The sequence below is a fragment of the Burkholderia sp. LMU1-1-1.1 genome (assembly GCF_040675865.1).
Classification (GTDB): domain Bacteria; phylum Pseudomonadota; class Gammaproteobacteria; order Burkholderiales; family Burkholderiaceae_D; genus Rugamonas.
The window spans coordinates 145,556-166,413 of the sequence record NZ_JBEGHG010000056.1 but is presented as its reverse complement, the minus strand read 5'-3'; the positions used below and the strand labels follow the sequence as shown (position 1 = coordinate 166,413).

The 20,858-nt window shown below is 66.1% G+C and carries 19 protein-coding genes; 8 read left to right on the top strand and 11 right to left on the bottom strand.

Annotation, left to right across the window (positions count from 1 at the left end):
• Position 1: 1 nt before the first annotated feature.
• Genes MRBLMU1_RS26305 through modA form a run of 3 tightly spaced genes read right to left on the bottom strand, consistent with a single transcriptional unit; the run spans position 2 to position 2,139 of the window.
• Entirely contained in the window at positions 2-685 is a 684-nt protein-coding gene (locus tag MRBLMU1_RS26305) for an ABC transporter ATP-binding protein (RefSeq protein WP_363508029.1), read from the bottom strand.
• A 2-nt stretch (positions 686-687) separates the two neighbouring features.
• Positions 688-1,374, bottom strand: coding sequence for a molybdate ABC transporter permease subunit (gene modB / locus MRBLMU1_RS26300; RefSeq protein ID WP_363508026.1), 687 nt, complete (start codon positions 1,372-1,374; stop codon positions 688-690).
• Between the two features lie 15 nt (positions 1,375-1,389).
• Positions 1,390-2,139 (bottom strand): molybdate ABC transporter substrate-binding protein, encoded by a 750-nt coding sequence (gene modA / locus MRBLMU1_RS26295; RefSeq protein WP_363508023.1) that lies wholly within the window; start codon positions 2,137-2,139, stop codon positions 1,390-1,392.
• Between the two features lie 228 nt (positions 2,140-2,367).
• Here modA and MRBLMU1_RS26290 point away from each other — a divergent pair, with 228 nt between their 5' ends.
• Entirely contained in the window at positions 2,368-2,604 is a 237-nt protein-coding gene (locus MRBLMU1_RS26290) for a hypothetical protein (RefSeq protein ID WP_363508020.1), read from the top strand.
• A gap of 115 nt (positions 2,605-2,719) precedes the next feature.
• Positions 2,720-3,241 (top strand): hypothetical protein, encoded by a 522-nt coding sequence (locus MRBLMU1_RS26285; RefSeq protein ID WP_363508017.1) that lies wholly within the window; start codon positions 2,720-2,722, stop codon positions 3,239-3,241.
• On the opposite strand, the gene MRBLMU1_RS26280 is transcribed toward MRBLMU1_RS26285, so the two are convergent.
• On the bottom strand, positions 3,238-4,374 hold the full coding sequence (locus tag MRBLMU1_RS26280) for a mechanosensitive ion channel family protein (RefSeq protein ID WP_363508014.1): 1,137 nt from the start codon (positions 4,372-4,374) through the stop codon (positions 3,238-3,240). The genes MRBLMU1_RS26285 and MRBLMU1_RS26280 overlap by 4 nt on opposite strands.
• Before the next feature lie 261 nt (positions 4,375-4,635).
• On the opposite strand from MRBLMU1_RS26280, the gene MRBLMU1_RS26275 reads away from it, so the two are divergent.
• The 3 genes from MRBLMU1_RS26275 to MRBLMU1_RS26265 are packed head-to-tail and all read left to right on the top strand — an operon-like array spanning position 4,636 to position 8,386.
• Positions 4,636-5,307, top strand: coding sequence for a gluconate 2-dehydrogenase subunit 3 family protein (locus MRBLMU1_RS26275; RefSeq protein ID WP_363508011.1), 672 nt, complete (start codon positions 4,636-4,638; stop codon positions 5,305-5,307).
• A gap of 23 nt (positions 5,308-5,330) precedes the next feature.
• Positions 5,331-7,100 (top strand): GMC family oxidoreductase, encoded by a 1,770-nt coding sequence (locus MRBLMU1_RS26270; protein WP_363508008.1) that lies wholly within the window; start codon positions 5,331-5,333, stop codon positions 7,098-7,100.
• Between the two features lie 8 nt (positions 7,101-7,108).
• The gene (locus MRBLMU1_RS26265; protein ID WP_363508005.1) at positions 7,109-8,386 is read left to right on the top strand and encodes a c-type cytochrome; all 1,278 of its coding nucleotides are present in this window, start codon (positions 7,109-7,111) and stop codon (positions 8,384-8,386) included.
• 35 nt (positions 8,387-8,421) lie between these two features.
• Here MRBLMU1_RS26265 and MRBLMU1_RS26260 read toward each other — a convergent pair whose 3' ends face one another.
• Positions 8,422-9,366: an AEC family transporter gene (locus MRBLMU1_RS26260; protein ID WP_363508002.1), complete on the bottom strand. Its 945-nt coding sequence runs from the start codon at positions 9,364-9,366 to the stop codon at positions 8,422-8,424.
• A gap of 98 nt (positions 9,367-9,464) precedes the next feature.
• Between MRBLMU1_RS26260 and MRBLMU1_RS26255 the strand changes: the two genes are divergently transcribed.
• The gene (locus MRBLMU1_RS26255; protein WP_363507999.1) at positions 9,465-9,974 is read left to right on the top strand and encodes a YgjP-like metallopeptidase domain-containing protein; all 510 of its coding nucleotides are present in this window, start codon (positions 9,465-9,467) and stop codon (positions 9,972-9,974) included.
• Positions 9,975-9,996: 22 nt separating this feature from the next.
• Here the strand turns inward: MRBLMU1_RS26255 and MRBLMU1_RS26250 are convergent, their stop codons facing one another.
• The 4 genes from MRBLMU1_RS26250 to MRBLMU1_RS26235 form a co-directional block, all read right to left on the bottom strand.
• Entirely contained in the window at positions 9,997-11,460 is a 1,464-nt protein-coding gene (locus MRBLMU1_RS26250) for an aspartate/glutamate racemase family protein (protein WP_363507996.1), read from the bottom strand.
• Positions 11,461-11,532: 72 nt separating this feature from the next.
• The gene (locus MRBLMU1_RS26245; RefSeq protein WP_363507993.1) at positions 11,533-12,861 is read right to left on the bottom strand and encodes an MFS transporter; all 1,329 of its coding nucleotides are present in this window, start codon (positions 12,859-12,861) and stop codon (positions 11,533-11,535) included.
• A 32-nt stretch (positions 12,862-12,893) separates the two neighbouring features.
• Positions 12,894-13,676 carry a substrate-binding domain-containing protein gene (locus tag MRBLMU1_RS26240; protein WP_363507991.1) on the bottom strand — a complete coding sequence of 261 codons (783 nt, stop codon included), beginning with the start codon at positions 13,674-13,676 and terminating at the stop codon, positions 12,894-12,896.
• A 32-nt stretch (positions 13,677-13,708) separates the two neighbouring features.
• Entirely contained in the window at positions 13,709-14,800 is a 1,092-nt protein-coding gene (locus MRBLMU1_RS26235; protein WP_363507988.1) for a porin, read from the bottom strand.
• A 110-nt stretch (positions 14,801-14,910) separates the two neighbouring features.
• Here MRBLMU1_RS26235 and MRBLMU1_RS26230 point away from each other — a divergent pair, with 110 nt between their 5' ends.
• Positions 14,911-15,831 carry a LysR family transcriptional regulator gene (locus tag MRBLMU1_RS26230; RefSeq protein ID WP_363507985.1) on the top strand — a complete coding sequence of 307 codons (921 nt, stop codon included), beginning with the start codon at positions 14,911-14,913 and terminating at the stop codon, positions 15,829-15,831.
• Here the strand turns inward: MRBLMU1_RS26230 and MRBLMU1_RS26225 are convergent.
• Entirely contained in the window at positions 15,828-16,856 is a 1,029-nt protein-coding gene (locus MRBLMU1_RS26225; protein ID WP_363507982.1) for an SDR family oxidoreductase, read from the bottom strand. The two genes, MRBLMU1_RS26230 and MRBLMU1_RS26225, sit on opposite strands and share 4 nt — an antisense overlap.
• 61 nt (positions 16,857-16,917) lie before the next feature.
• Here MRBLMU1_RS26225 and MRBLMU1_RS26220 point away from each other — a divergent pair, with 61 nt between their 5' ends.
• Positions 16,918-17,901: an AraC family transcriptional regulator gene (locus tag MRBLMU1_RS26220; protein WP_363507979.1), complete on the top strand. Its 984-nt coding sequence runs from the start codon at positions 16,918-16,920 to the stop codon at positions 17,899-17,901.
• Between the two features lie 25 nt (positions 17,902-17,926).
• On the opposite strand, the gene galA is transcribed toward MRBLMU1_RS26220, so the two are convergent.
• On the bottom strand, positions 17,927-20,836 hold the full coding sequence (gene galA, locus MRBLMU1_RS26215; protein ID WP_363507976.1) for a beta-galactosidase GalA: 2,910 nt from the start codon (positions 20,834-20,836) through the stop codon (positions 17,927-17,929).
• Positions 20,837-20,858 lie beyond the last annotated feature (22 nt).

The window sequence follows — 20,858 nt, the reverse complement described above, 5'->3', positions numbered from 1 at the left end:
TTCACGATGGCAGCTCCTCCGCATCGACGATGCGCCCCTGTTCCATGCGCAGCACGTGATCGCCGAAAGCCCGGACGTCCTCGGGATCGTGGGTGATCAGTATCATCGGTATCGCCAGCCTGCGTTGCAAGGTATCGAGTTCGGCGCGCATGCGCTCGCGCAGTCCCGGGTCGAGCGCGGCGAACGGTTCGTCCAGCAGCAGCGCGCTCGGCTGCGGCGCCAGCGCCCGCGCCAACGCCACGCGCTGCCGCTGTCCGCCAGACAACTCGTGCGGGAATTGATGGGCGACATGGTCCAGTTCGAACGCCTGCAACCAATAGCGGATGGTGTCGCCGTCGGCCCGCGACCAGGGATTGCGCCAGCCGCGCTGCAAACCGAAGCCGATATTCTGCCGCACATTCAGGTGCGGGAACAACGCGTAATCCTGGAACAAGTAAGCAACTTGCCGCCGCTGCGGCGCCAGGTCGATGCCGGCGTTGCTGTCGAACAGGCGGCGCCCCGCCAGTTCGATATGGCCGCGATCCGGCGTCATCAAGCCTGCCAGCGCTTTCAGCAACTGGCTCTTGCCGGCGCCGGACGGGCCGTAGATCACCACGCGCCGGCTGGCCGATTCGAAGCGCGCGCTCAGTTCGAAAACGCGCGCGCCGGAACGCAAGGTCTTGCCGATGTCGACTTTGATTTGCATGGTCAGCCCTGGAGATTGCGGTTCGGCGTCAGTTTGTTGGCCGCGATCAGCACGCCGATGCACACCACCGACGTGATGATGACCAACAAATTCGCGCTGTCGTCCTGCCCGGCCTGGACGGCTTCGTAGACGGCGATCGACAAGGTCTGCGTCTTGCCGGGAATGCTGCCGGCCACCATCAAGGTCGCGCCGAACTCGCCCATCGATCGGGCGAACGCCAGCAGCGTTCCGCCCAGCACGCCGCGCCATGCCAGCGGCAAGGTCACGCGCAGAAACACGCCGAACGGCGGGATGCCAAGCACCTGCGCGGCCTGCTCCAGCTGACCGTCGACCGACTCGAAGGCCGCGCGCGCGCCCTTCAGCACCAGCGGAAACGCCACCACCGCCGCCGCGATCACCGCCGCCTGCCAGGTGAAGATCAGGTTGATGCCAAAGGTATTCCGGAGCCACGCGCCGATCACGCCCTCGCGTCCGATCACCACCAGCAGGTAATAGCCGAGCACGGTCGGCGGCATCACCATCGGCAAAGTGAGCAGCGCGTCCAGCAGCTCGCGGCCCGGGAAACGCTTGCGCGCCAGCAGATAGCCCAGCGCAATGCCCAACACCAGATCGATCAGCGTGGCCCACAGCGCCACCTTCAGCGACAGGCGCAGCGCGATCCAGGCCGGTTCGGCAGAAAAACTATCCAACCACGGGCTCCGATCTTATGGACGGCCGAAGCCGTGGCGGGCCAGGATCGCCTGCGCCGCCGGGGTCAGCACATAGTCGACGAACTTGCGTCCGGCCGCGGGCTGCGGCCCGGCGGCGATCGCGGCGATCGGATAGCTGACCGGGGTGGCGGTCGGCACGGTCGCGATCACTTGCACCTTGTCTTTCTGAACCAGCGCGTCGGTGGCGTAGACGAAGCCGGCATCGACTTCGCCACGGGCCACGTAATCGAGGCTTTGCCGCACCGAGGTACCGAAGATGGCTTTCGGCTCGACCGCCGCCCACAGCTTGGCCTGCTCCAGCGCCTGCCTGGCATAGCGTCCGACCGGCACGCTGGCGGGATTGCCCATCGTCACGCGCGTGATGGCCGCCTGCTGCAAGTCGGCGATACCTTTGAGCGCCAGCTTGCTGTTGGCGGGCGCGATCAGCACCAGGCTGTTGGTGACGAAGTTGCGGCGGCTGCCCGGCGCCAGCAATTTCAGCGACTCGGCCTTGTCCATCGCTTCCTGGTCGGCGGAGGCGAAGACGTCGACGGGCGCGCCCTTGCCGATCTGCTGGACCAACGGATCGGAAGCGGCGAAGTTGAAGTGCACCTTGTCGCCCGCGTGGTCCTTCTCGTAAGCGGCGCCGATTTCCTTGAAGGCGTTGGTCAGGCTGGCGGCGGCTGAGACCGTGATGTCGGTGGCCGACGCCGTTGCCGCAACGGTCACCAGGACCGCCGCCATCGTTGTTTTCAAAGCCCGCATCGGTTTCCTTTTCGGTTAAGTGTGGTGGCGGCTCATCGATGGCGGATTAGCGCAGCGTAATCCGCCATTGCGTGCGTCATCGGCGGCCCACGCAGGGCACGGAACCGCAATATACCCAATTATATAACGACCCGTCCCAGGCAACTTGGCCTTCTGACCAAGAACTTCGCCTGCCACGAAGAAAACATCAATCCCCTCAAGCCCACCCGGCTGCCCTTGCTGTTCGCCTTGGACACCAAGCTCCACATCTCGGGCGGCTTTCACAACGTACCCGATTGCAGCGGCGTCAAGCGCCAAGGCGGTGCCGGCGGCGACGGTTCCGGGGGCGGCGTCTATTGCGGCGCCGATCTGGGCGGCGGCGGCGGTGACGGCGGCGGTTCTGGTTCCGGCGATAGCGACGGCGCGAGCGATGGTGGCGGCGATGGCGGTGGCGGATGCGGCGGCGGTGGCTGTGGCGGAGACTGACCAAGCTTGACGATCATTACCAAATCGTAATGATTTCCATATTGGCGCCGGTACCGAAAAAACCTACCATGACCTCCAGCTTGCGTTAAATGCAATGACCTTGGAGGGAATAGCGATGTCTCAACCACTGCGCGGCGGTGCCGCCACACGCCGGCTACAAGGCGGATTGATGGCGTGCCTGTTGGCCTTGGCAGCCCACGCCAACGCCGACACGGATGCGGGCACCGATGCGGCTGCGGCGGGCGCGATCAATGAACATCCGTCGCCGCAACGCTGGCAGCCGACGTTGCTGCCTGTGCTGACGGGTAGCTTCCGGCAACAGGGCAAACGCGACCTCGCCGTGCTTACGCACAATGACAAAAAAGGCCGGGGCGACCAATACAGCGTGATGGTCTTCCCGGAAGCGGGCAGCGGCCAACCGGCCAAGGTCGTCAAGACCTTCATCGATACCGGACCCAACCCGCCGCGCCTGTCGCTGGTCAAGCCCGGCAGCTACAAGCCGGTCTGCCACGCAGGCGTTCCATGCGCTCCGGTAAAAATCAGCAACGAGGCGCTCAGCCTGTGCTTCGGCGAAGCCAGTTGCGAGATCATCTATTTTAACGGCGGCGCGTTCCGCGAGCTCGTCGTCACCGACTAGCGGCTGCCGTGCGCGCGCCCCTTGAACTCCGCCAGCTCGTCGCGCTGCGGCGCGTCGTCCACGGCGCGCGGCTGGCGCTCGATCATCACATGGTGCGCCGGCGTGCCGGTGTCGACGCCCAGTTGGTCGAACTTCTCCATCACCGCCAGCAGCACCGCCTGCTGCGTGTCCATGTACGTGCCGTAGGCGGCCGTCAACATGAAGAACACCAGCTCGAACTCGATCGCCTCCGGGCTCAATCCCTTCAGATGGACGCGGTCGAAGCGCACCTCGTCTTGCGCCTCGACGATCTCGCGGATCGCGGCCGGGATGGCGGCGGCCAGCGCCGCCGGCGTGGCCGGGTTGATGCGGAACGACAGCTGCACGCGCCGGGTCGACATGCGCTTGTAGTTGCGCACGACGTTTTTGAGCAGGTCGGCGTTGGAGATGACGATCTGCTCGCCGCTGTCGGCGCGGATGCGCGTGGTCTTCAGGCCCACATGCTCGACCGAGCCGGACACCCCGGCCACGGCGATGGCGTCGCCCACCTCGAACGGCTTGTCGATGGCGATCGCCAGCGACGCGAACAGGTCGCCGAGGATGTTTTGCGCCGCCAGCGCGACGGCGATGCCGCCGATGCCCAGGCTGGCGACGAAGGTGGTGATGTTGATGCCCAGGTTGGACAGCACCGCCAGCGCGAAGATCGCCCACAGCACCGTTTTGACGGCCCAGCCGATGAGGGTATTCGCGACCGTGGTCGGCGCCGACTCGTCGGCCGAGTGCTGGCGGAAATAGCGCCGCGTGCCGATGCTGACGGCGCGGTCGATATACAGCGTCACCTGCAGGCCGAGCACGATGAACCAGAGGATTTGCACGCGCTGGTGCCACGGCGGCGACAGGTCCAGCAGGGACAGGCCCACCAGCACCGAAATCAGCACGACGGCGAGGTTGCTCGTGCGCGCCAGCGTGGCGCCGAGCAGTTCGGCGGCCGGTTTCCCGGCCTGGCCGGAGTCGATCAGTCCGGCCATGCGACGGCGCAGCAGCATGAGCGCGCCGTGGATGGCGGCGAACGTGACCACGCAGGCAATGGTCGCGACGATCCAGTTTTCAGGGCCGATGCCGGCGATCGGCAAGCCGAATTGACGGATATCCAAAGCAGGCTCCTTCTCGAAACGGGTATGCGGCTAGCGTAACCGCTGCGGCCGCCCTGTACGCGCACTTTTCCCCAAGGCACTAGCCACCTTGGCAAAGCGTCTACGTAGAAGCACTCACTTCACATATAAAAGGTTTGACTATGTATTACTTTCCAACTAAGCTAGTCATCGTACAAGTCGAAATTTCCTCCGGTTACTTAATATTTCCATAAGCCACCCATGTCCACAGAAAAAGTCAATCTTTCCCGCAGAACGATACTGATGGCGACCGCGGCAGCCATTCCCCTCGCGTCGCTGTCGCCGCACCGCGCGCGCGCCGAGGGCCTGGAAGGCGTCGAGCTGCATCGTTATCAGCCGGTGTTCTTTTCGGCCGCCGAATGGCAGTTCGTCCTGGCCGCCTGCGACCGCCTGATCCCCGCCGAGGGCAAAGGGCCCGGCGCGCTGGAGACCAACGTCCCCGTCTTCATCGACCAGCAACTGCATGCCGGCCTCGGCGACGACGTCTACATGCAGGGCCCGCACAAGGCCGACGCCGCGCCGACCCTGGGCTTCCAGCACGACCACACGCCGCAGCAGATGTACCGGATCGGCATCAAGCTGACCCAGCAGCATAGCCAGCAAGCGCACGGCAAGCCGTTCGAGCAGCTGGCGCCGGCCGACAAGGACGCGCTGCTGACGGCGCTGCAAAAAAACGGGATCAGCTTTGCCGACCTGGGCGAGCCGACCCTGAAGCCGTCGCAGTTCTTCGGCCAGTTCCTCGGCGACGCCAAGAACGGCTACCTGGCCGACCCCATGTACGGCGGCAACAAGGACATGAAGGCCTGGGTCGCCATCGGCTTCCCGGGCGCCCGCGCCGCCTACACCGAATGGGTCGACGCGCACGACGTCAAATATCCGCTGGGGCCGGTGAGCCTGAGCGGCAAGCGCGCCTGATCCATCCCACACAAAGACCAACTATGCAAACCATCACTAACGACGACGTCGACGTCGTCATCGTCGGACTCGGCTGGGCCGGCTCCATCATGGCCATCGAACTGGCCAAAGAGGGCCTGAAGGTGCGCGCGCTCGAACGCGGCCCGGACCGTCCGCCGGAGGACTTCGCCTATCCGAAGCCGGCCGACCAGTACGCCTACGCGATCAAGAACAAGGTGTTCGCCACGCCGCGCGACGCCGCCCTCACGGTGCGCTACAACACCGGCGAGACGGCGCTGCCGACGCGCAAATGGGGCGCCTTCGCGCCCGGCACCGGCGTCGGCGGCTCCGGCCTGCACTGGACCGGCGTGCTGATCCGCCCGACCACCACCGACCTCAAGCTCAAGACCTACGCCGACCAGGCCTACAAGCGCGGCACGCTCGACCCCGACATGCGCATCAAGGACTTCCCGTTCACGTGGGAAGAGATCGAACCGCACTTCGACAAGTTCGACAAGATCTGCGGCCTGTCCGGCACCACCGGCAACCTCAACGGCCAGCTGCAGCCGGGCGGCGACCCGTTCGAAGGGCCGCGCTCCAGCCCCTACCCGCTGCCGGCGCTGCACGACACGCTCAACAGCTCGCTGTTCGCGGCCACCGCCAAAAAGATGGGCTACCATCCGTTCCCCAATCCGTCGGCCAACGTCTCGCAGGCCTGGACCAATCCGTACGGCGCCCAGCTGGCGCCATGCAACTACTGCGGCTACTGCAGCAAGTACCCGTGCCTGAACTACTCCAAGGCTTCGCCGCAGACGGCGATCCTGGACGTGGTCAAGCGCATGCCCAACTTCGACTACAAGGTCAACGCCAACGTCATCCGCGTCGACCTGCACGCCGACAAGAAGACCGCCAAGGGCGTCACCTACATCGACGAGCATCAGCGCGAGGTGTTCCAGCCGGCCAGGATCGTCATCCTCAGCAGCTTCCAGTTCGCCAACGTGCGCCTGATGCTGTTGTCGGGCATCGGCCAGCCCTACAACCCGCTCACCGAGCAGGGCACCATCGGCCGCAACTACGCCTTCCTGAGCAACGGCGACGCCACCCTGTTCTTCAAGGACAAGCACTTCAACCCGTTCGCCACCGCCGGCGCCACCGGCGAAATGTTCAACGACATCTCGCCGGGCAACTTCGACGGGCCGTCGCTCGGCTTCATCGGCGGCGCCAAGATCCACAGCTCGCAGGCCACCGGCGCGCCGATCGGCACCGCGCTGCCGCCGGGCACGCCGGGCTGGGGCAAGGGCTGGAAGGAAGGCATGGTCGACTGGTACGGCCGCTCGATGAAGATCGGCATCACCACCACCTGCATGTCCTATCGCGGCCACTATCTGGACCTGGACCCGAACTACAAGGACCCGTGGGGCCAGCCGCTGCTGCGCATGACGTTCGACTGGCGCCAGAACGAACTCAAGCTGCAACGCCACCTGCGCGACATCGTGCTCGGCATCGCCAAGGAACTCAAGCCGGACGCCATGTCGGAGAACTTCCTCGGCCTCGATTCGCACTGGGACATCACCAAGTACGTCTCGACCCACAACGTCGGCGGCGCCATCATGGGCACCTCGCCGCGCGATTCGGCGCTCAACCGCTACCTGCAATCGTGGGACGTGCACAACGTCTTCGTCCCGGGCGGCAACGCCTTCCCGCAGAACTTCCAGGCCAACCCGACCGCCACCATCGGCGCCATCACGCTGTTCGCGGCCGAGGCGATCAAAAACCAATATCTGAAAAACCCGGGACCGCTGGTCCGGGTATGAGCGACGTTATGAAAACTCTCAAGCACTTCCTGGGCGCGGCCGCCATCGCGCTGGCGGCGGCCCCGGCCCTCGCGGCCGGCGCGGCCGCCACCACGGCGCCGGGCGAGACGCTGGCCCAGCGCGGCGCCTACCTGGCGCGCGCCGGCGACTGCATCGCCTGCCACAGCGCGCCGGGCAAGCCGGCCTTCGCCGGCGGCCTCGCCATCGACAGCGGCCACGGCATCATCTATTCGACCAACATCACGCCCGACAAGCAGCACGGCATCGGCAAGTACACCGAACAGCAGTTCGCCGACGCCGTGCGCAAGGGCGTGCGCGCCGACGGCACCCACCTGTATCCGGCCATGCCGTACACCAGCTACGCCAAGGTCAGCGACCAGGACATCAAGGCGCTGTATGCCTACTTCCAGGGCAGCGTCAAGCCGGCCGCCTACGCGCCGCCGGCCTCGCAAATGAGCTTCCCGTTCAACCTGCGCTGGGGCATGGCGTTCTGGAACTACTTCTTCGCCGACGACAAGCCGTTCAAGGCGCAGCCGGGCTGGAGCGCGCAAGTGCGCAACGGCGCCTACCTGGTCGAAGGACTGGGCCACTGCAGTAGCTGCCACACCCCGCGCGGCTTCGCCATGAACGAAAAGGCCGGCGACAGCTCGTCGCCCAAGTTCCTGGCCGGCGGCGAACTGAACGACTGGCCGGTGCCGTCGCTGCGCGGCATGCCGCACTGGAGCCAGGCGGCCATCGTCGACTACCTGCAAACCGGGCGCAACAAGAACTCGGCGGTGGCCGGCGAGATGACCGCCGTCGTCGAGCACAGCACGTCGCACCTGAGCCAGGGCGATCTGAACGACATCGCCGCCTATCTCAAGGCCCTGCCGCCGGCGCCGGCGCGCGGCGCCGCCGTCAAGGCGCAGGGACACGACGCCACCGTCAAGAAATTGTCCGCCGCCGTCGGGCTGACCCTGGGCGAGCGGCTGTACCTGGACAACTGCGCGGCCTGCCACTTCGTCACCGGCAAGGGCGCGACGCGGGTGTTCCCCGAACTGGACGGCGCCACCGTGGTCAACGCGGAGAATCCGACCGCGCTGCTGCATGTGATGCTGGCAGGCGCGCGCACGCCATCGACGGACAAGGCGCCGTCGGTGCTGGTGATGCCGGGCTTCGGCAAGCGGCTCAGCGACGGCGAGGCCGCGGCGCTGGCAACCTTCGTGCGCCAGGGTTGGGGCAACACGGCGGCGGCGGTGTCGGAAAAGGATGTCGCGAAAGTGCGCGCCAGGTTAGAGGCGAAATAACGGCGTAACGCCGGGAGCACCGTGGTTGGTGCTTCTTATCGCACCAACCACATCCACGCGCTCAACGTGAAGAACGACGTCACCATGCAGATCAACAGCGTCGTCGCGCTGCGGTCGGCCTCGCCGTAAGCCTGCGCCAGGATCGGGTAGATGCTCAACATCGGCATCGCCGCCATCAGCAGCGCCGCCGCGCGCAGCGACGGCTCCATCGGCGCGATGCCCACCAGCGGCAACAGCGAAATAATCATCAGCACCGCCAGCGGATGGCCGACCAGCTTGCCCGCCACGATGGGCAGCACGCGCTGCCAGCCGGTGGTCAAAGGCAAGCCCACCAGGGTGCCGCCGATGGCGAACAGCGACACGCCGCCGCTGGCCTGCGAGAACAAGGTAACACTGCGCAGCACCGGCTGCGGCAGCGACACTTCCGCCAGGCTGACGACCAGGCCGGCCGTCACCGACAGCACCAGCGGATTGCGCGCCAGGCGCTTTGCCGACTGCCCGAGCACCTGGCGCCACGACCCGCCGGCACCACGGGCGCTCTCCGCCATCGCCAGCAACAACGGCAGCATCACCAGATTCTCCACCATCACGTTCAGCGCCAGCGCCACGCCGGCCACCGGCGCCACCATCAGCAACAGGATCGGGAAGCCCATGAAGCTGCTGTTGGAACAGGACACCCCCATCGCCAGGAACGTGCTGCGCATGCGGCTCAAGCCGCCCAACCGCCGGCCGGCCACATAGGCGAGCGTCATGATCAGCAGGGAGCCGCCCAGGTAGGCCAACAGATAGGCCGGATGCAGCACCTCGCGGATGTGCCGCGTCGCCAGCGCGTTGAAGATCAGCGCCGGCAGCGCGAAGTTCAGCACGAACTTGCCGAACACCCGCATGTCCGCCCGCTCGAACACGCCGAAGCGGGTGGCGAGATAGCCGGCGAGGACGATAATGTAGATCGGACTGGTGATGGCGAGGATATCGAGCATGGATGAGCGCTGGGAAGTTTGCCCCATCGTACTCGACGCACGGCGCTTTGTCATGGTTGTGGTACATTCACGCCTCGAATCTTTTGAGCCGTCACGCCATGTCCTCCCTGAAGTACCTCAGCGCTTATTCCGAACAAACGCAGCAGCAAGTGAGCCAATTGCTGGCCAAAAACCAGCTGGGCGACGTCCTGCTCAAGCGCTACAAGAAGCCGCACGAGCTGCGTACCGACAAGGCGCTGTACAACTATGTGCAAGAGTTGAAAGATGAACACTTGCGCAACGCCGAGCCGATCAACAAGGTCGAGTACGACAGCAAGATCCACGTGATCAACCACGCGCTGGGCTTGCACACGTCGATCTCGCGCGTCCAGGGCGGCAAGCTCAAGGCCAAGCACGAGATCCGCGTCGCCACCATGTTCAAGGAAGTGCCGCTGGAATTCCTGCGCATGATCGCCGTGCACGAGCTCGCGCACGTCAAGGAGAAGCAGCACGACAAGGCCTTCTACAAGCTCTGTACCTACATGGAGCCGAACTACCACCAGTACGAGTTCGACCTGCGGCTGTACCTCACCCATCTCGATACCGGCGCCGGCCGGCTGTGGACGTAATTCGACTGCCGATTGAGCTGTCCTATCCGGCACCCGCCCGCGCCAGCGACACGCAACACCGCGCCAGGATCGCGGTCGGATCGAGCAGCGCGACCTCCCGACCGCCGATGGCGAACGCCGCGTCCTCCCCCAATAATAAAGGCAACTCGGTGCACCCCAATATCACCACCGTGGCGCCCGCGTCGACCAAGTGCGCCAATGCCCGCATCAAGTCGTCCCGGCATTCGCCGTCGACATAACCGGCCTTGACGCCGTGCTCGCCATAAATGGCGCGCATCACCAACGCCTGGTGCGGCCGGTCCGGCACCAGCAGCTCGAACGGCGCGCCGGCGGCGGCCTCGTGATACACCCTGCTACTCACGGTGCCGGTGGTCGCCAGCAACCCCACCCGGCGACACCCAGGCTGGTTACGACCGATGTGCCGCACCGTTTCATGCAGCATGTTGACGATCGGGACCGCGACCTGCCGGCGGATGCGCTCGACGTACGCGTGGGCGGTGTTGCAGGGGATGGCGATCAGATCGGCCCGGTTGGCCTCCAGCCGTTTACAGGCGGCATAGATCGCCAGCGTCGGGTCCTCGCCGTCGCCGATCAGATTGGCGGTGCGGTCGGGGATCTGCGGATTGTGGTCGACAACCAGCTTGATATGGTCCTGATCGCGCCTGGCGTCCGTATTCGAGACGATCTTGTCCATAAAATCCACCGTCGCCGCCGGACCGATGCCGCCAACGATGCCGATCTTGAAATCGTCCAACGGGTGGCGCCGCTGCTGCGTCCCGTGCGCCAGCGCGAAGTCGACATACGCCTGGTTGCTGTCCAATACCGGCATGCCGGCGGCGCGCAGCGCGCCGGCCACCATCCCGATGTCCGTGGCGCCGGGCACGATGACCTCCGCGCCCCGCGCCATCAGCTCGCGGCACGCCTCGAGCAGCAGCGCCAGCGCGTGCGGCGAGGCGCCGCCGGCCTGCAATCCGCCGGCGCCGTAGACCGCCCCCATGACGCAGCGCCGCTGGATCTCAGGATGCGGATGGACCAGCCGGTAACCGGCCGGTTCCAGGTGGCGCTCGAACAGGCGCTGGCCGAGCACGTAGTCGGACGTGAGCACGCCGACACGGCGCGCGCCGGCGCCGCCCCGCTCCAACCCCGCCTGCACCGCGTCCATCAGACTGATGATGGGCAGGCGCAGCTCGGCGCGTAGCTGGTGCAGGAAAGTGTGGCTGATAAAGCACGGCAGCATCACGCTGTCCGCGCCGGCCAATGCGTAACGCTGCGCCATGTCGTAGATATACAGCTGGCGCCCGTGCAGCGCCGCGCGGCCCCCAGGCCGGCTGTCGCCGCCGTCGAAATGATGGTGCTGGTACAGGACGCGGTACTTGCCGGGAGAGGCGTCACGGGCCACCCCGCCCAGCATCTTGCGGTGCACGTCCGCGCCCGCCAGTGTGCCGAGGCCGCCGATGATGCCGATACATGTTTGTGTGGAAGTCATGCACCGACGATAACCGCCCCGCGACGCCACGTTATGCAATTGGGGCCTGACCCTATGCGGCGCCGGAATAGCCTATGCGACCGCGCGCTCCGTGACGATGCCGCGATAGACCAGCCACGTCGCCACCAGGCTGATGGCGCCGGCGCCCGCCATCCAGTAGCCTGGCGCCGCCTTGTCGCCGGTGCTCTCGATGAGCAAGGTCGACACCAGCGGCGTCATGCCGCCGAACAGCGCGGTGGCCAGGCTGTAGGCCAGCGAAAAGCCGGTGGTGCGGACGCTGGCCGGGATGATTTCCGTCAGCGCGACGATGGTGGCGCCGTTGTAACTGCCGTACAGGAAGGACAGCCACAACTCGACCATGACCATGTGCTCGAAACTGGGGTGGCCGACCAGCCAGGACAAGGCCGGATACGCGGTCAGCACCGTCAGCGCCGAGCACACCGCCATGATGGGCCAGCGCCCGATCCGGTCCGACAGCGCCCCCATGACCGGCAGCCAGATGAAGTTCGACAGGCCGACGCACAAGGTGACGAGCAGGCTTTCCTCGGTGCTCAGCTTGAGCACGCTCTTGCCGAAGGTCGGCGTGTAGACGGTGATCAGATAAAAGGCGACCGTCGTCAGCACGATCAGCATGGTGCCGGCGACGACCAGCGGCCAGTTGAGGCTGATGGTCTTGAGCATTTGCCGGAACGTCGGATGGGACTTGCGCGCCAGGTAGGCCTCGGTCTCCTGCAGCGAGCGCCGGATGTAGAACACCACCGGGATGATGGAGCAGCCGATGAAGAACGGGATGCGCCAGCCCCAGTCGGCAATGAACGCCTTGCTCAACGTCTCGTTGAGCGCGTAGCCGAGCGCGGCGGAGAAGATGATGGCGACCTGCTGGCTGGCCGATTGCCAGCTGACGTAATAGCCCTTGTTGCCGGGCGTGGCCATCTCGGACAGGTAGACCGACACGCCGCCCAGTTCCACGCCGGCGGAAAAGCCTTGCAGCAAGCGTCCGATCAGCACCAGGAACGGCGCCAGCAAGCCGATGGTCTCGTAGCCGGGCACGAAGGCGATCAGCGCCGTGCCGGAGGCCATGATGGCCAGCGTGAGCACCAGGCCCTTGCGGCGGCCGATGCGGTCGATATAGCTGCCGAGGATGATGGCGCCCAGCGGACGCATGAAGAACCCGGCGCCGAAGGTGGCGAACGTCATCATCAAGGCCGCGTATTCGCTGCTGGCGGGGAAGAACGCCTTGGAGATATAGGTGGCGTAAAAGCCGAACAGGAAGAAATCGTACATCTCGATGAAATTGCCGCTCGTCACCCGGATGACGGTGGCGATGCGGGACGGGGTGCGCGCCGGTTCGCGCGGCGGCGCGGCCTCGGCGAGGCGCTGGGCGCTGGATTGAGTGGCCATGTGTTACCTATCGATGAAAAGGTGAAAAAAGTCTAGTGCCGCGTGGGCGCCGACACCGGTTGCAGGCCGGTGGCCTCGATCGCGGCGGCGTTGGCGGGCGAGGCGAGGAAGCGCAGCAAGGCGCGGCCGGCCTCTGGCTGTCTGGAATCGCTCACCAGCGCCGCCGAAAATTCCGTCATCAACTGCACGTCCTGCGGCAGCAGGCCGACGATGTCGATGCCCTTGACCGGCATTAGCTCGCTGCGCTGCTGGCAACCGAAATCGGCGTCGCCGTGGGCGATGATCTCGCCGACCGGGGTGGCCGGGATTTTCGCGGCCTTGCCCTGCATCTGCTCGGCGATCTCCAGCTTCTTCATCAGTTTGCCCTCGATGTATTCGCCGCTGGCGCTGTCCGAATAGGCCACTTTGCGCGCCTGCAGGAAAGCCTTGCGCAAACCGTCGGTGGTGCTGATGTCCGGCTTGGCCGCGCCCTGCCGCACCGCGCAGGCGATCGGCGAGTTGGCCAGCACCACCTTGGTGCCGGGAACCAGGCGCCCCGACGCCATCAGCTTGTCGAGCGCATCGCCCACCATGATGACGACGTCGATCGGTTCGCCGCGCGCCAGGCGCGCCGGGATCGCCTTGGCGGTGTTGCCCATCGACGGTCCCCATTCGGACAGCAGATGGTCGCCGCTGGTACGCTCGTATTCGCTCGCCAGGTTTTTGTAGGCCTGGGCGAAGCCGCCCGAGCTGACCACGCGGATGTCGGCGGCGTTGGCCGCGCCGGCGGCGAGCAAAACCAGCGCGGCCAGCAATGGACGGGATTTCCGTCTCATATGATGTGGAAGCATAGTCGTTTCTCCGATCGTTAAAATTTTTGCATGAAGCCGAGTGTCATGGCCGCGCCGTGGCGGTCGTTGGCGCGGGTCCCGGTGACGCCGGCGGCGTCGCCACGCCACCGCGTGTAGTCCGATTCGAGGTACAGGGTGGCGCGCGGCGACAGTTTTTTTTCCAGGTAGGCGAAGGCGCGGTCGAAGCCGTCGTCGACAAAGCCGGTGGCCGCGCGCCGCACCTTGTAATAGGCGGTCGTCAGCAGAAGGTCGGACGCCAATTGCCGGCTCGCGCCGGCCGACACCACGCCCTGCCGCACCGACCGGTCGACACCGGTGTCGGCGCGGTTGAAGCCGACATTGGCCTTGAACTGCCATTCATCCACTTTGCAGGCGGCGCCCAGGGTGGCGGCATCCAAGACCCGGTTGTCGCGATTGCGGAACCGCATCACGGCGCCGGACACGGCCAGCCCCGGCTTCTGGTAAGCCAGGGCGCCGCCCCAGGTCGACAACGGCGACGTGGCGCCCGCCACCTCGCCGAACGAATACGCCGCGCGCGCCACCACCGGTCCGACGTTGGCGGTGTACTTGATCGTGTTGTCGAGCCGGTAGAAGTTGTCGGCGTAGCCGCTGCCGCCGTATTGCTGGCCGAAGGAATGGCCGCCGAACGCGGTGTTGCTCAACCCGGTGATGTTGACGTTGGGATTGAAGCTGGCATAGCGGATACCCAGCGGGTCCACGGGCGCGATGGCGTCGGCGAGCAGGGTCGCCTGGCGCCCCAGGTACACCGATCCCAGCGGCGACTTCAGGCCCACCCAGGCCTGGCGGTCGAACAGCTTGTCGGATTTGGCCGAGCTGCCCGTGTCCAGATTGAGCCCGCCCTCGAGGCGGTACACCGCCAGCCAGCCGCCACCGAGGTCTTCCTGCCCGCGCAGGCCCCAGCGGCTTGTGTTGTTGACGCCGCTGCTGACGGAGGGCAGCGCGCCGCCATCCATCGGCGCGTTGGCGGCGGTCAAGCCCTTGCCATAACGAATGCCGGCATCGGCTATGCCATATAACACCGCGCTGTTCTGGCCCAGGCAGGTACCGCTTGCCGCCAGCAAAAGCGCGAACGTGTAACGATGTCGCATCGTGTCTCCATTTTTTCGAATAAGGCCTTCTTGGCGAGGCTGCTGATTGGTGGCCAATCATCGTTGAAATGGCATAATTTTAGAATTGCAATTTTTCCGGAGATTAATGCATGCAACGCATCAATTATGAGCTTCACGATTTACAGGCGTTTGTGGCGGTAGCCGAGCGCAACAGCTTTCGCCAGGCCGCGACGGATCTTTTCCTCTCGCAGCCGGCGCTCAGCCGCCGGATCGAAAAACTCGAGGATGCGCTGGGGGTCAAGCTATTCGAGCGCACCACGCGGCGCGTGCAGTTGACCAACGTCGGCCAGGCGTTCCTGGTGAACGTGCGCGACGCGCTCAACGGCCTCGAGGATGCCGTGCTGGGCGTCGCCGACCTCGCCGCGCACCGCACCGGGACGGTGACCTTCGCCTGCGTGCCGTCGGCCGTGTGGCATTTCCTGCCGGACGTGCTCAAGCGTTTCAGCGCGCAATTCCCGAAAATTCGCGTGCGCGTGCACGACGAAAGCGCGCAGGACGTGCTCAACCTCGTGCTGACCGGCGAGGCGGACTTCGGCATCTGCTTCACCGGCGCGGAAAATCCGGAAATCCATTTCCAGCCCATCCATGTCGAAAGCTATGTGCTGGCGATGCGGCGCGACCACCCGCTGGCCAAGCGCAAGAAACTCAACTGGCGGGACACTGTCGACGAACGCTATATCTCGGTGGCGAAATCGAGCGGCAACCGCAGCGTGCTCGACGCCGCGCTGTCGGGCGTCGAAAAGCACCCGTGGATCTCCTGCGAGATCAACCACGTGTCGGGCGTTCTGGCGCTGGTGGAATCCGGTCTGGGAGTGGCGGCCGTGCCGGGGCTGTCCATCCCCCGGGAGGCGAACAGCACGGTGATCGGCGTTCCGCTGGTCGATCCCGTCGTCAACCGCACGCTCGGCTTGATCAGCAGGCATCAACACGCGATGCCGCCGGCCTCGCGCACCCTGTTCGACATGCTGGTCGCGGGCCTGGGGAAACCCAGGCGGCGCCCGCATCCCTAGGCCCCGAGCAGATCCAGCTGAACGAGGCTCTGCGCCGTCGCCACGATCGCATCCTCGGCGGAGCGCGGCTTCCAGCCCAGCAGTGTCTCGGCCTTCGCGCTCGTGGCATTCATATTCACCTCCAGCAGCGGCAGGAGCGCCTTCAACTGAGCGTTCCTCCGCGCGCCGAGTCGGACGAGCCAGCTGGGCAAAACACGCGTCGACACCCTGTCGGCCTGCCGCCCCATGCGCCTGCGCAGAATCCTGGCGACATCGGCGAGCCACAAGCTTTGGCCGGCGATCGCCAGGAACCGTTCACCGTTGGCCGCCGCCATGCGCATGGCGCGCAAATGCAAGTCGGCGACGTCGCGCACATCGACGAAGCCGGAATTAATCTTGGGTGTCCCGGGCTGGCCGTCCATCATGTTCTTGATCATTCGAATCGAATGCGAATAGTCGGCGCCGAGGGCCGGTCCCATGACAGCCGTCGGATTGACGCACGCCATTTCCAGCCCGTTCCCCTCCTTTCTTATAAAGTCCCACGCGGCCAGTTCCGCGAGGGTCTTCGACCTTTGATAGGGTGCGAGGTCGCTTCGCAGGTCGCTCCAATCGTCTTCATTGAAAGGCCTGTCCATGGGCGCGTGGCCGCAACCGACCGCGCCGAACGCGGAGGTCAGGACCACGCGCTTCACGCCGGCATCGCGCGCCGCCCGCAGCACGCGCAGATTGCCTTCGATCGCAGGCCGGTTCCACTCGTCCTCATCGGCGTAGTTGCCGGACGGGGTCGAGGAGGCGCAGTGTATGACATAGGTACAGCCGCTGGCGGCCTCGGCCCACCCGGCGTCGACGCCGAGATCGGCCGCCACGAACGACAGACGGTCCCCCGGCTCGGCGCCGGCCGTCTTGAGATTGCCCCGGACTTCGGCCTCCCGCGCCAAGTCGCGCACGGTCGTACGAATCATGAAGCCTTGGCTCAACAGTGCCAGCATGCAGTGCTGCGCGATGAAGCCCGTGCCGCCGGTGACCAGCACCCGAATTTGGTTCATTGTTACTCCCTTTTGATAAATGTCCATCCGGTGAGAATAGGGGGCGGCGGCCGTACTGTGAATGCTTGAAAGTGCGGTTTTCTTGTGCGATAGTACGGAGATGACCGCAGACCCCTTTTCCGACATTCTCCAGCTGACGCAGGCGCAGAGCCTGGTAACCGGCGGATTTTCAGCCGGCGGACCGTGGGCGGTACGCTTCCCCGCTCCGGACAAGATCAAATTCTTCGCGGTCGTGAAGGGGAGCTGTTGGGTGCGGCTCGAGGGTGAAACCGAGCCATTGCGTTTCGAAACCGGCGACGTCGGATTGCTGTCCGCCCGCCGCTGGTCGATTCTGTCGAGCGACCTGGAGACCGAGCCGGTCGACGCCATGGATCTTTTTTCCCGCGCGGGACGCTCGACCGCGCAGCTTGGAAACGGGGAAGAGTTCGCACACATCGGCGGTCACGTCTTGCTCGACCCCGTCAGCGGCCCGCTGCTGCTGGAGGTCCTGCCTCCCTGGATCCATATCCAGGCATCGTCGCCGCAGGCGGTGGCGTTCGGTTTGCTCCTCGACCAGTTGGTGAGGGAGCGCACGGCATGGCAACCGGGGGCGCACCTCGCGTCGGCACAACTGTCGCAGCTATTGTTCATCCAGATCCTGCGCGCGCATCTGGCGACCGCGGTGCCGACCAACGCGGGATGGCTCCGCGCGTTGGGCGACGCGCGTATCGCCCCGGCGCTTCGTTTGATGCACAGCGATCCCGCCAGGGCATGGCATCTCGAAGATCTGGCCAAGGCGTGCGCGATGTCGCGTACAACGTTCGCCTGCCACTTCAAGGCCGCCGCCGGCGTTGCGCCACTGAGTTACCTGACCGATTGGCGCATGCGGTTGGCGGAACGCGCCCTGGGGGATGGCGCGACACCGGTTTCGGTCGTCGCCCAAAAGCTCGGGTATGCCTCGGAGAGTGCCTTCAGCCACGCTTTCAAGCGCGTCACGGGGACATCACCGAAGGCCTATCGGACCGCTTTGCGCTCGACGTCCCCCGAGGCCGGTCCCGACGCCTGACCCGGGACATCGTCCGCCAAGGACGCTAGCGGGCGGCCTGTCCGGTCTGGAACCGGATCGTCGCCGGCGCCAGGCCGGGCGCCTTGGCCGTCAGGCTGGCATCGCCGGCTTGCCCGGTCGATTGCACGATCACCTGGGCCCAACCGTTGAACACGCGCCGCTGCCATGGCGCGGCCGGGGCGGTAACGCGCAGCACGCCCCATTTGCTGGTGCCCACGGAACGGTCGAACAGGCCCTGCACGCCGTCCTTGGGCGTCGCCACGACATAGGCCAGGCTGTTGGTGTCCTTTAGCTGCGCACCCTCCAGCGCGATCATCAGGCCGCCGTCGACCGGCGTCGCCTCGGCCGCGCGGCCGTTCACAAACACCGCCTGGTCGGCGTCCAGCCGGTCGATGAACAGGGCGGCGCGGCCGTCGGCCGCCATGGCCGGCCGGGGAAACTCGCCGCGCAATATCAGATAGCGCGTCAATGGCGGCTGCTCCGTGGGCGGCAACCACGCGGCCGGATCGCGCCACGACGACGTGTCGACCGTCGCGGCCAGCGCGGCCGGCTGGTCGGCGCGGTCGACGGCGAGCGTGCGCCAGCCGGACAGTTGCACGAAGCTGTGGCGGTCGGCTGGACGGTCGGGCTCGTGCGAACCCGGATCGCCGTTGCCGACACCGATGATGCGGATCGGGCCGGACGTCTCGAAGCCCACCAGGTCGCCGACGGTCGGCACGATCTTGCCGGCGGTGTCGGCGACGTTGACCCACACCACGGCGACATCGGTGCCGTCGGGCTTGAGGACGGCCTTGTCGGCGCTCAGCGCCACGCGCGCGCCGGCGCCGGTGGTAGCCACCTCGGCCGTGGCCACCGGCTGGCCGTCGCGGTAGGCGGTCGCGGTCAATTTACCTGCTTGGTAGGGCACCATCCACTCCAGTTGCCCGTCCTTGACCATCGTCTTGCGGCCCAGCGGACGGCCGTCCTGGAACAGCTCGACCGCGTCGCCGTTGCTGTAGACGTGCACCTTGATCGGCTGCCCCTCCCTGCCCGCCCAGTTCCAGTGCGGCAGGATGTGCACCATCGGTTCGCGCGTCCACACCGACTTGAGGTAGTAGGCCGTGTCCTTCAGCACGCCGGTGGTGTCGAGCATGCCGAACTGCGAGCCGACGGCCGGCCAGCCGAACGGCGTGGTCTCGCCCCGGTAGTCGAAGCCGGTCCAGACGAACATGCCGCTCATCCAGTCGCGCTGCCGGACGCGGCGCCAGCCCTCTCCGATGCTGAGGCTGCTACCCGGCCGGGCTTGGCGGTCGTAGGCGTTCAGGTGGGAACGCGCCGGCTCGTCGAAGTAGACGCCGCGCGTGGTGAAGGTCGAGCCCTCCTCCGACATCATCGCCGGCTTGGCCGGATGGTCGCGGTGGAACTGGTCGACGTCGTGCTGGGCGCCGTAGTTAAAGCCGATCACGTCCGCCTCCAGCGACACGCCCTTGCCCGATCCGCTGGTGGCCACCATGGTGCGCCGCGTCGGGTCCATGCGCTTGACATGCTCGTCCATCTCGCGCGCCAGGTGGGGGCCCGGGGCCTTCCACTCCAGCGCCCATTCCTCGTTGCCCACCGACCAGATGATGACGCTCGGGTGGTTGCGGTCGCGCCGTATCATGCGTTCGAGCTGTCCGCGCACCTCGGGCGTGGTGCCCATCATGCGGTGCTCGTCGATGACAAGCATGCCCAGCCGGTCCGCCTCGTCCAGCAGTTCCGGCGTCGGCGGATGGTGCGAGGCGCGGTAGGCGTTCACGCCGAACGACTTGAGCTGCTTCAGGCGCCAGGTCTGCAGGCCGTCCGGCAGCGCCACGCCGACGCCGGCGTGGTCCTGATGGTTGTTGGTGCCCTGCAGCTTGAGCGGCTTGCCGTTCAGCGAAAAGCCCTTGTCCGGGTCGAACACCACCGTGCGGATACCGAAGCGGGTGTCGTAGCTGTCGACCACCCGCCCGCCTTGCAGCAGCGTGGTTTTCAGGGTGTACAGGTTAGGTTCTTCGAGCGACCACAGGCGCGGACGCGGCACCGTCAGCGCCGAGCTGAACTCGCCATCGCGCACGGCGCGCACGGTGCGGCGGGCCTGCTCCGCCTGCGCCACCAGCTTGCCGTCCGGCGCGTACACCTGTTGGCGCAGCGCGAACGATTGCGCGCTCTTGCCGTCGTTGGCCACGGTGACGTCGACGTCGATGCGCGCCCGCCCTCCTTCCACCGTGGTCTTGACGAAGGTACCCCACTGCGCCACGTGCAGCGGATCGGTCTTGGTCAGCCAGACATGGCGGTAGATGCCCGCGCCCTCGTAAAACCAACCCTCCTCCACGGTGGCGTCGACGCGCACGGCGATGACGTTGTCCCCGCCGACGTTCAGATAATCGGTGATGTCGTAGCGGAAGCCCGAGTAGCCGCTCGGTTCGGTGCCGATGTAGTGCCCGTTCACCCAGACCGTGCTGTTGCGGTAGACGCCATCGAATTCCAGCGCGATGCGGCGGCCTTTGTCGGCGGCCGGGATATGGATCACCTTGCGATACCAGCCGACGCTGTTTTCCGGGAAGTTGCGGCCGATGGCCAGCGAGCCATGGTTGGTGTTGGCGCGCGCATCGAACGGCAACTCGACCGCCCAGTCGTGCGGCAGGTCCAGCTTGCGCCACGCGGCGTCGCTGAAGTCGACGGCGGCCGGGCCGTCGCCGTAGCCGGCCTTGGCGAAGAAAAAGGGACGCAGCCCGTGCCGGAAATCCTTTTGCGCGTCGTACGGGTGGCCGTGGGCGAAGCGCCAGTCCTTGTCGATGTTGATGCGTTCGCGGCCGTCGGCGGCGCGCGCGGCGGCCGGCGACGGCGCCTCGGCGGCTGTCGCAGCCGCAGTGGCGACGCAGGCGCAGCCCGCGAGGAAGATGGCGATCAGTACCTTGCCCAGTCGATTAGTCACTTCGTCTCCTTTGTTTTTAGGA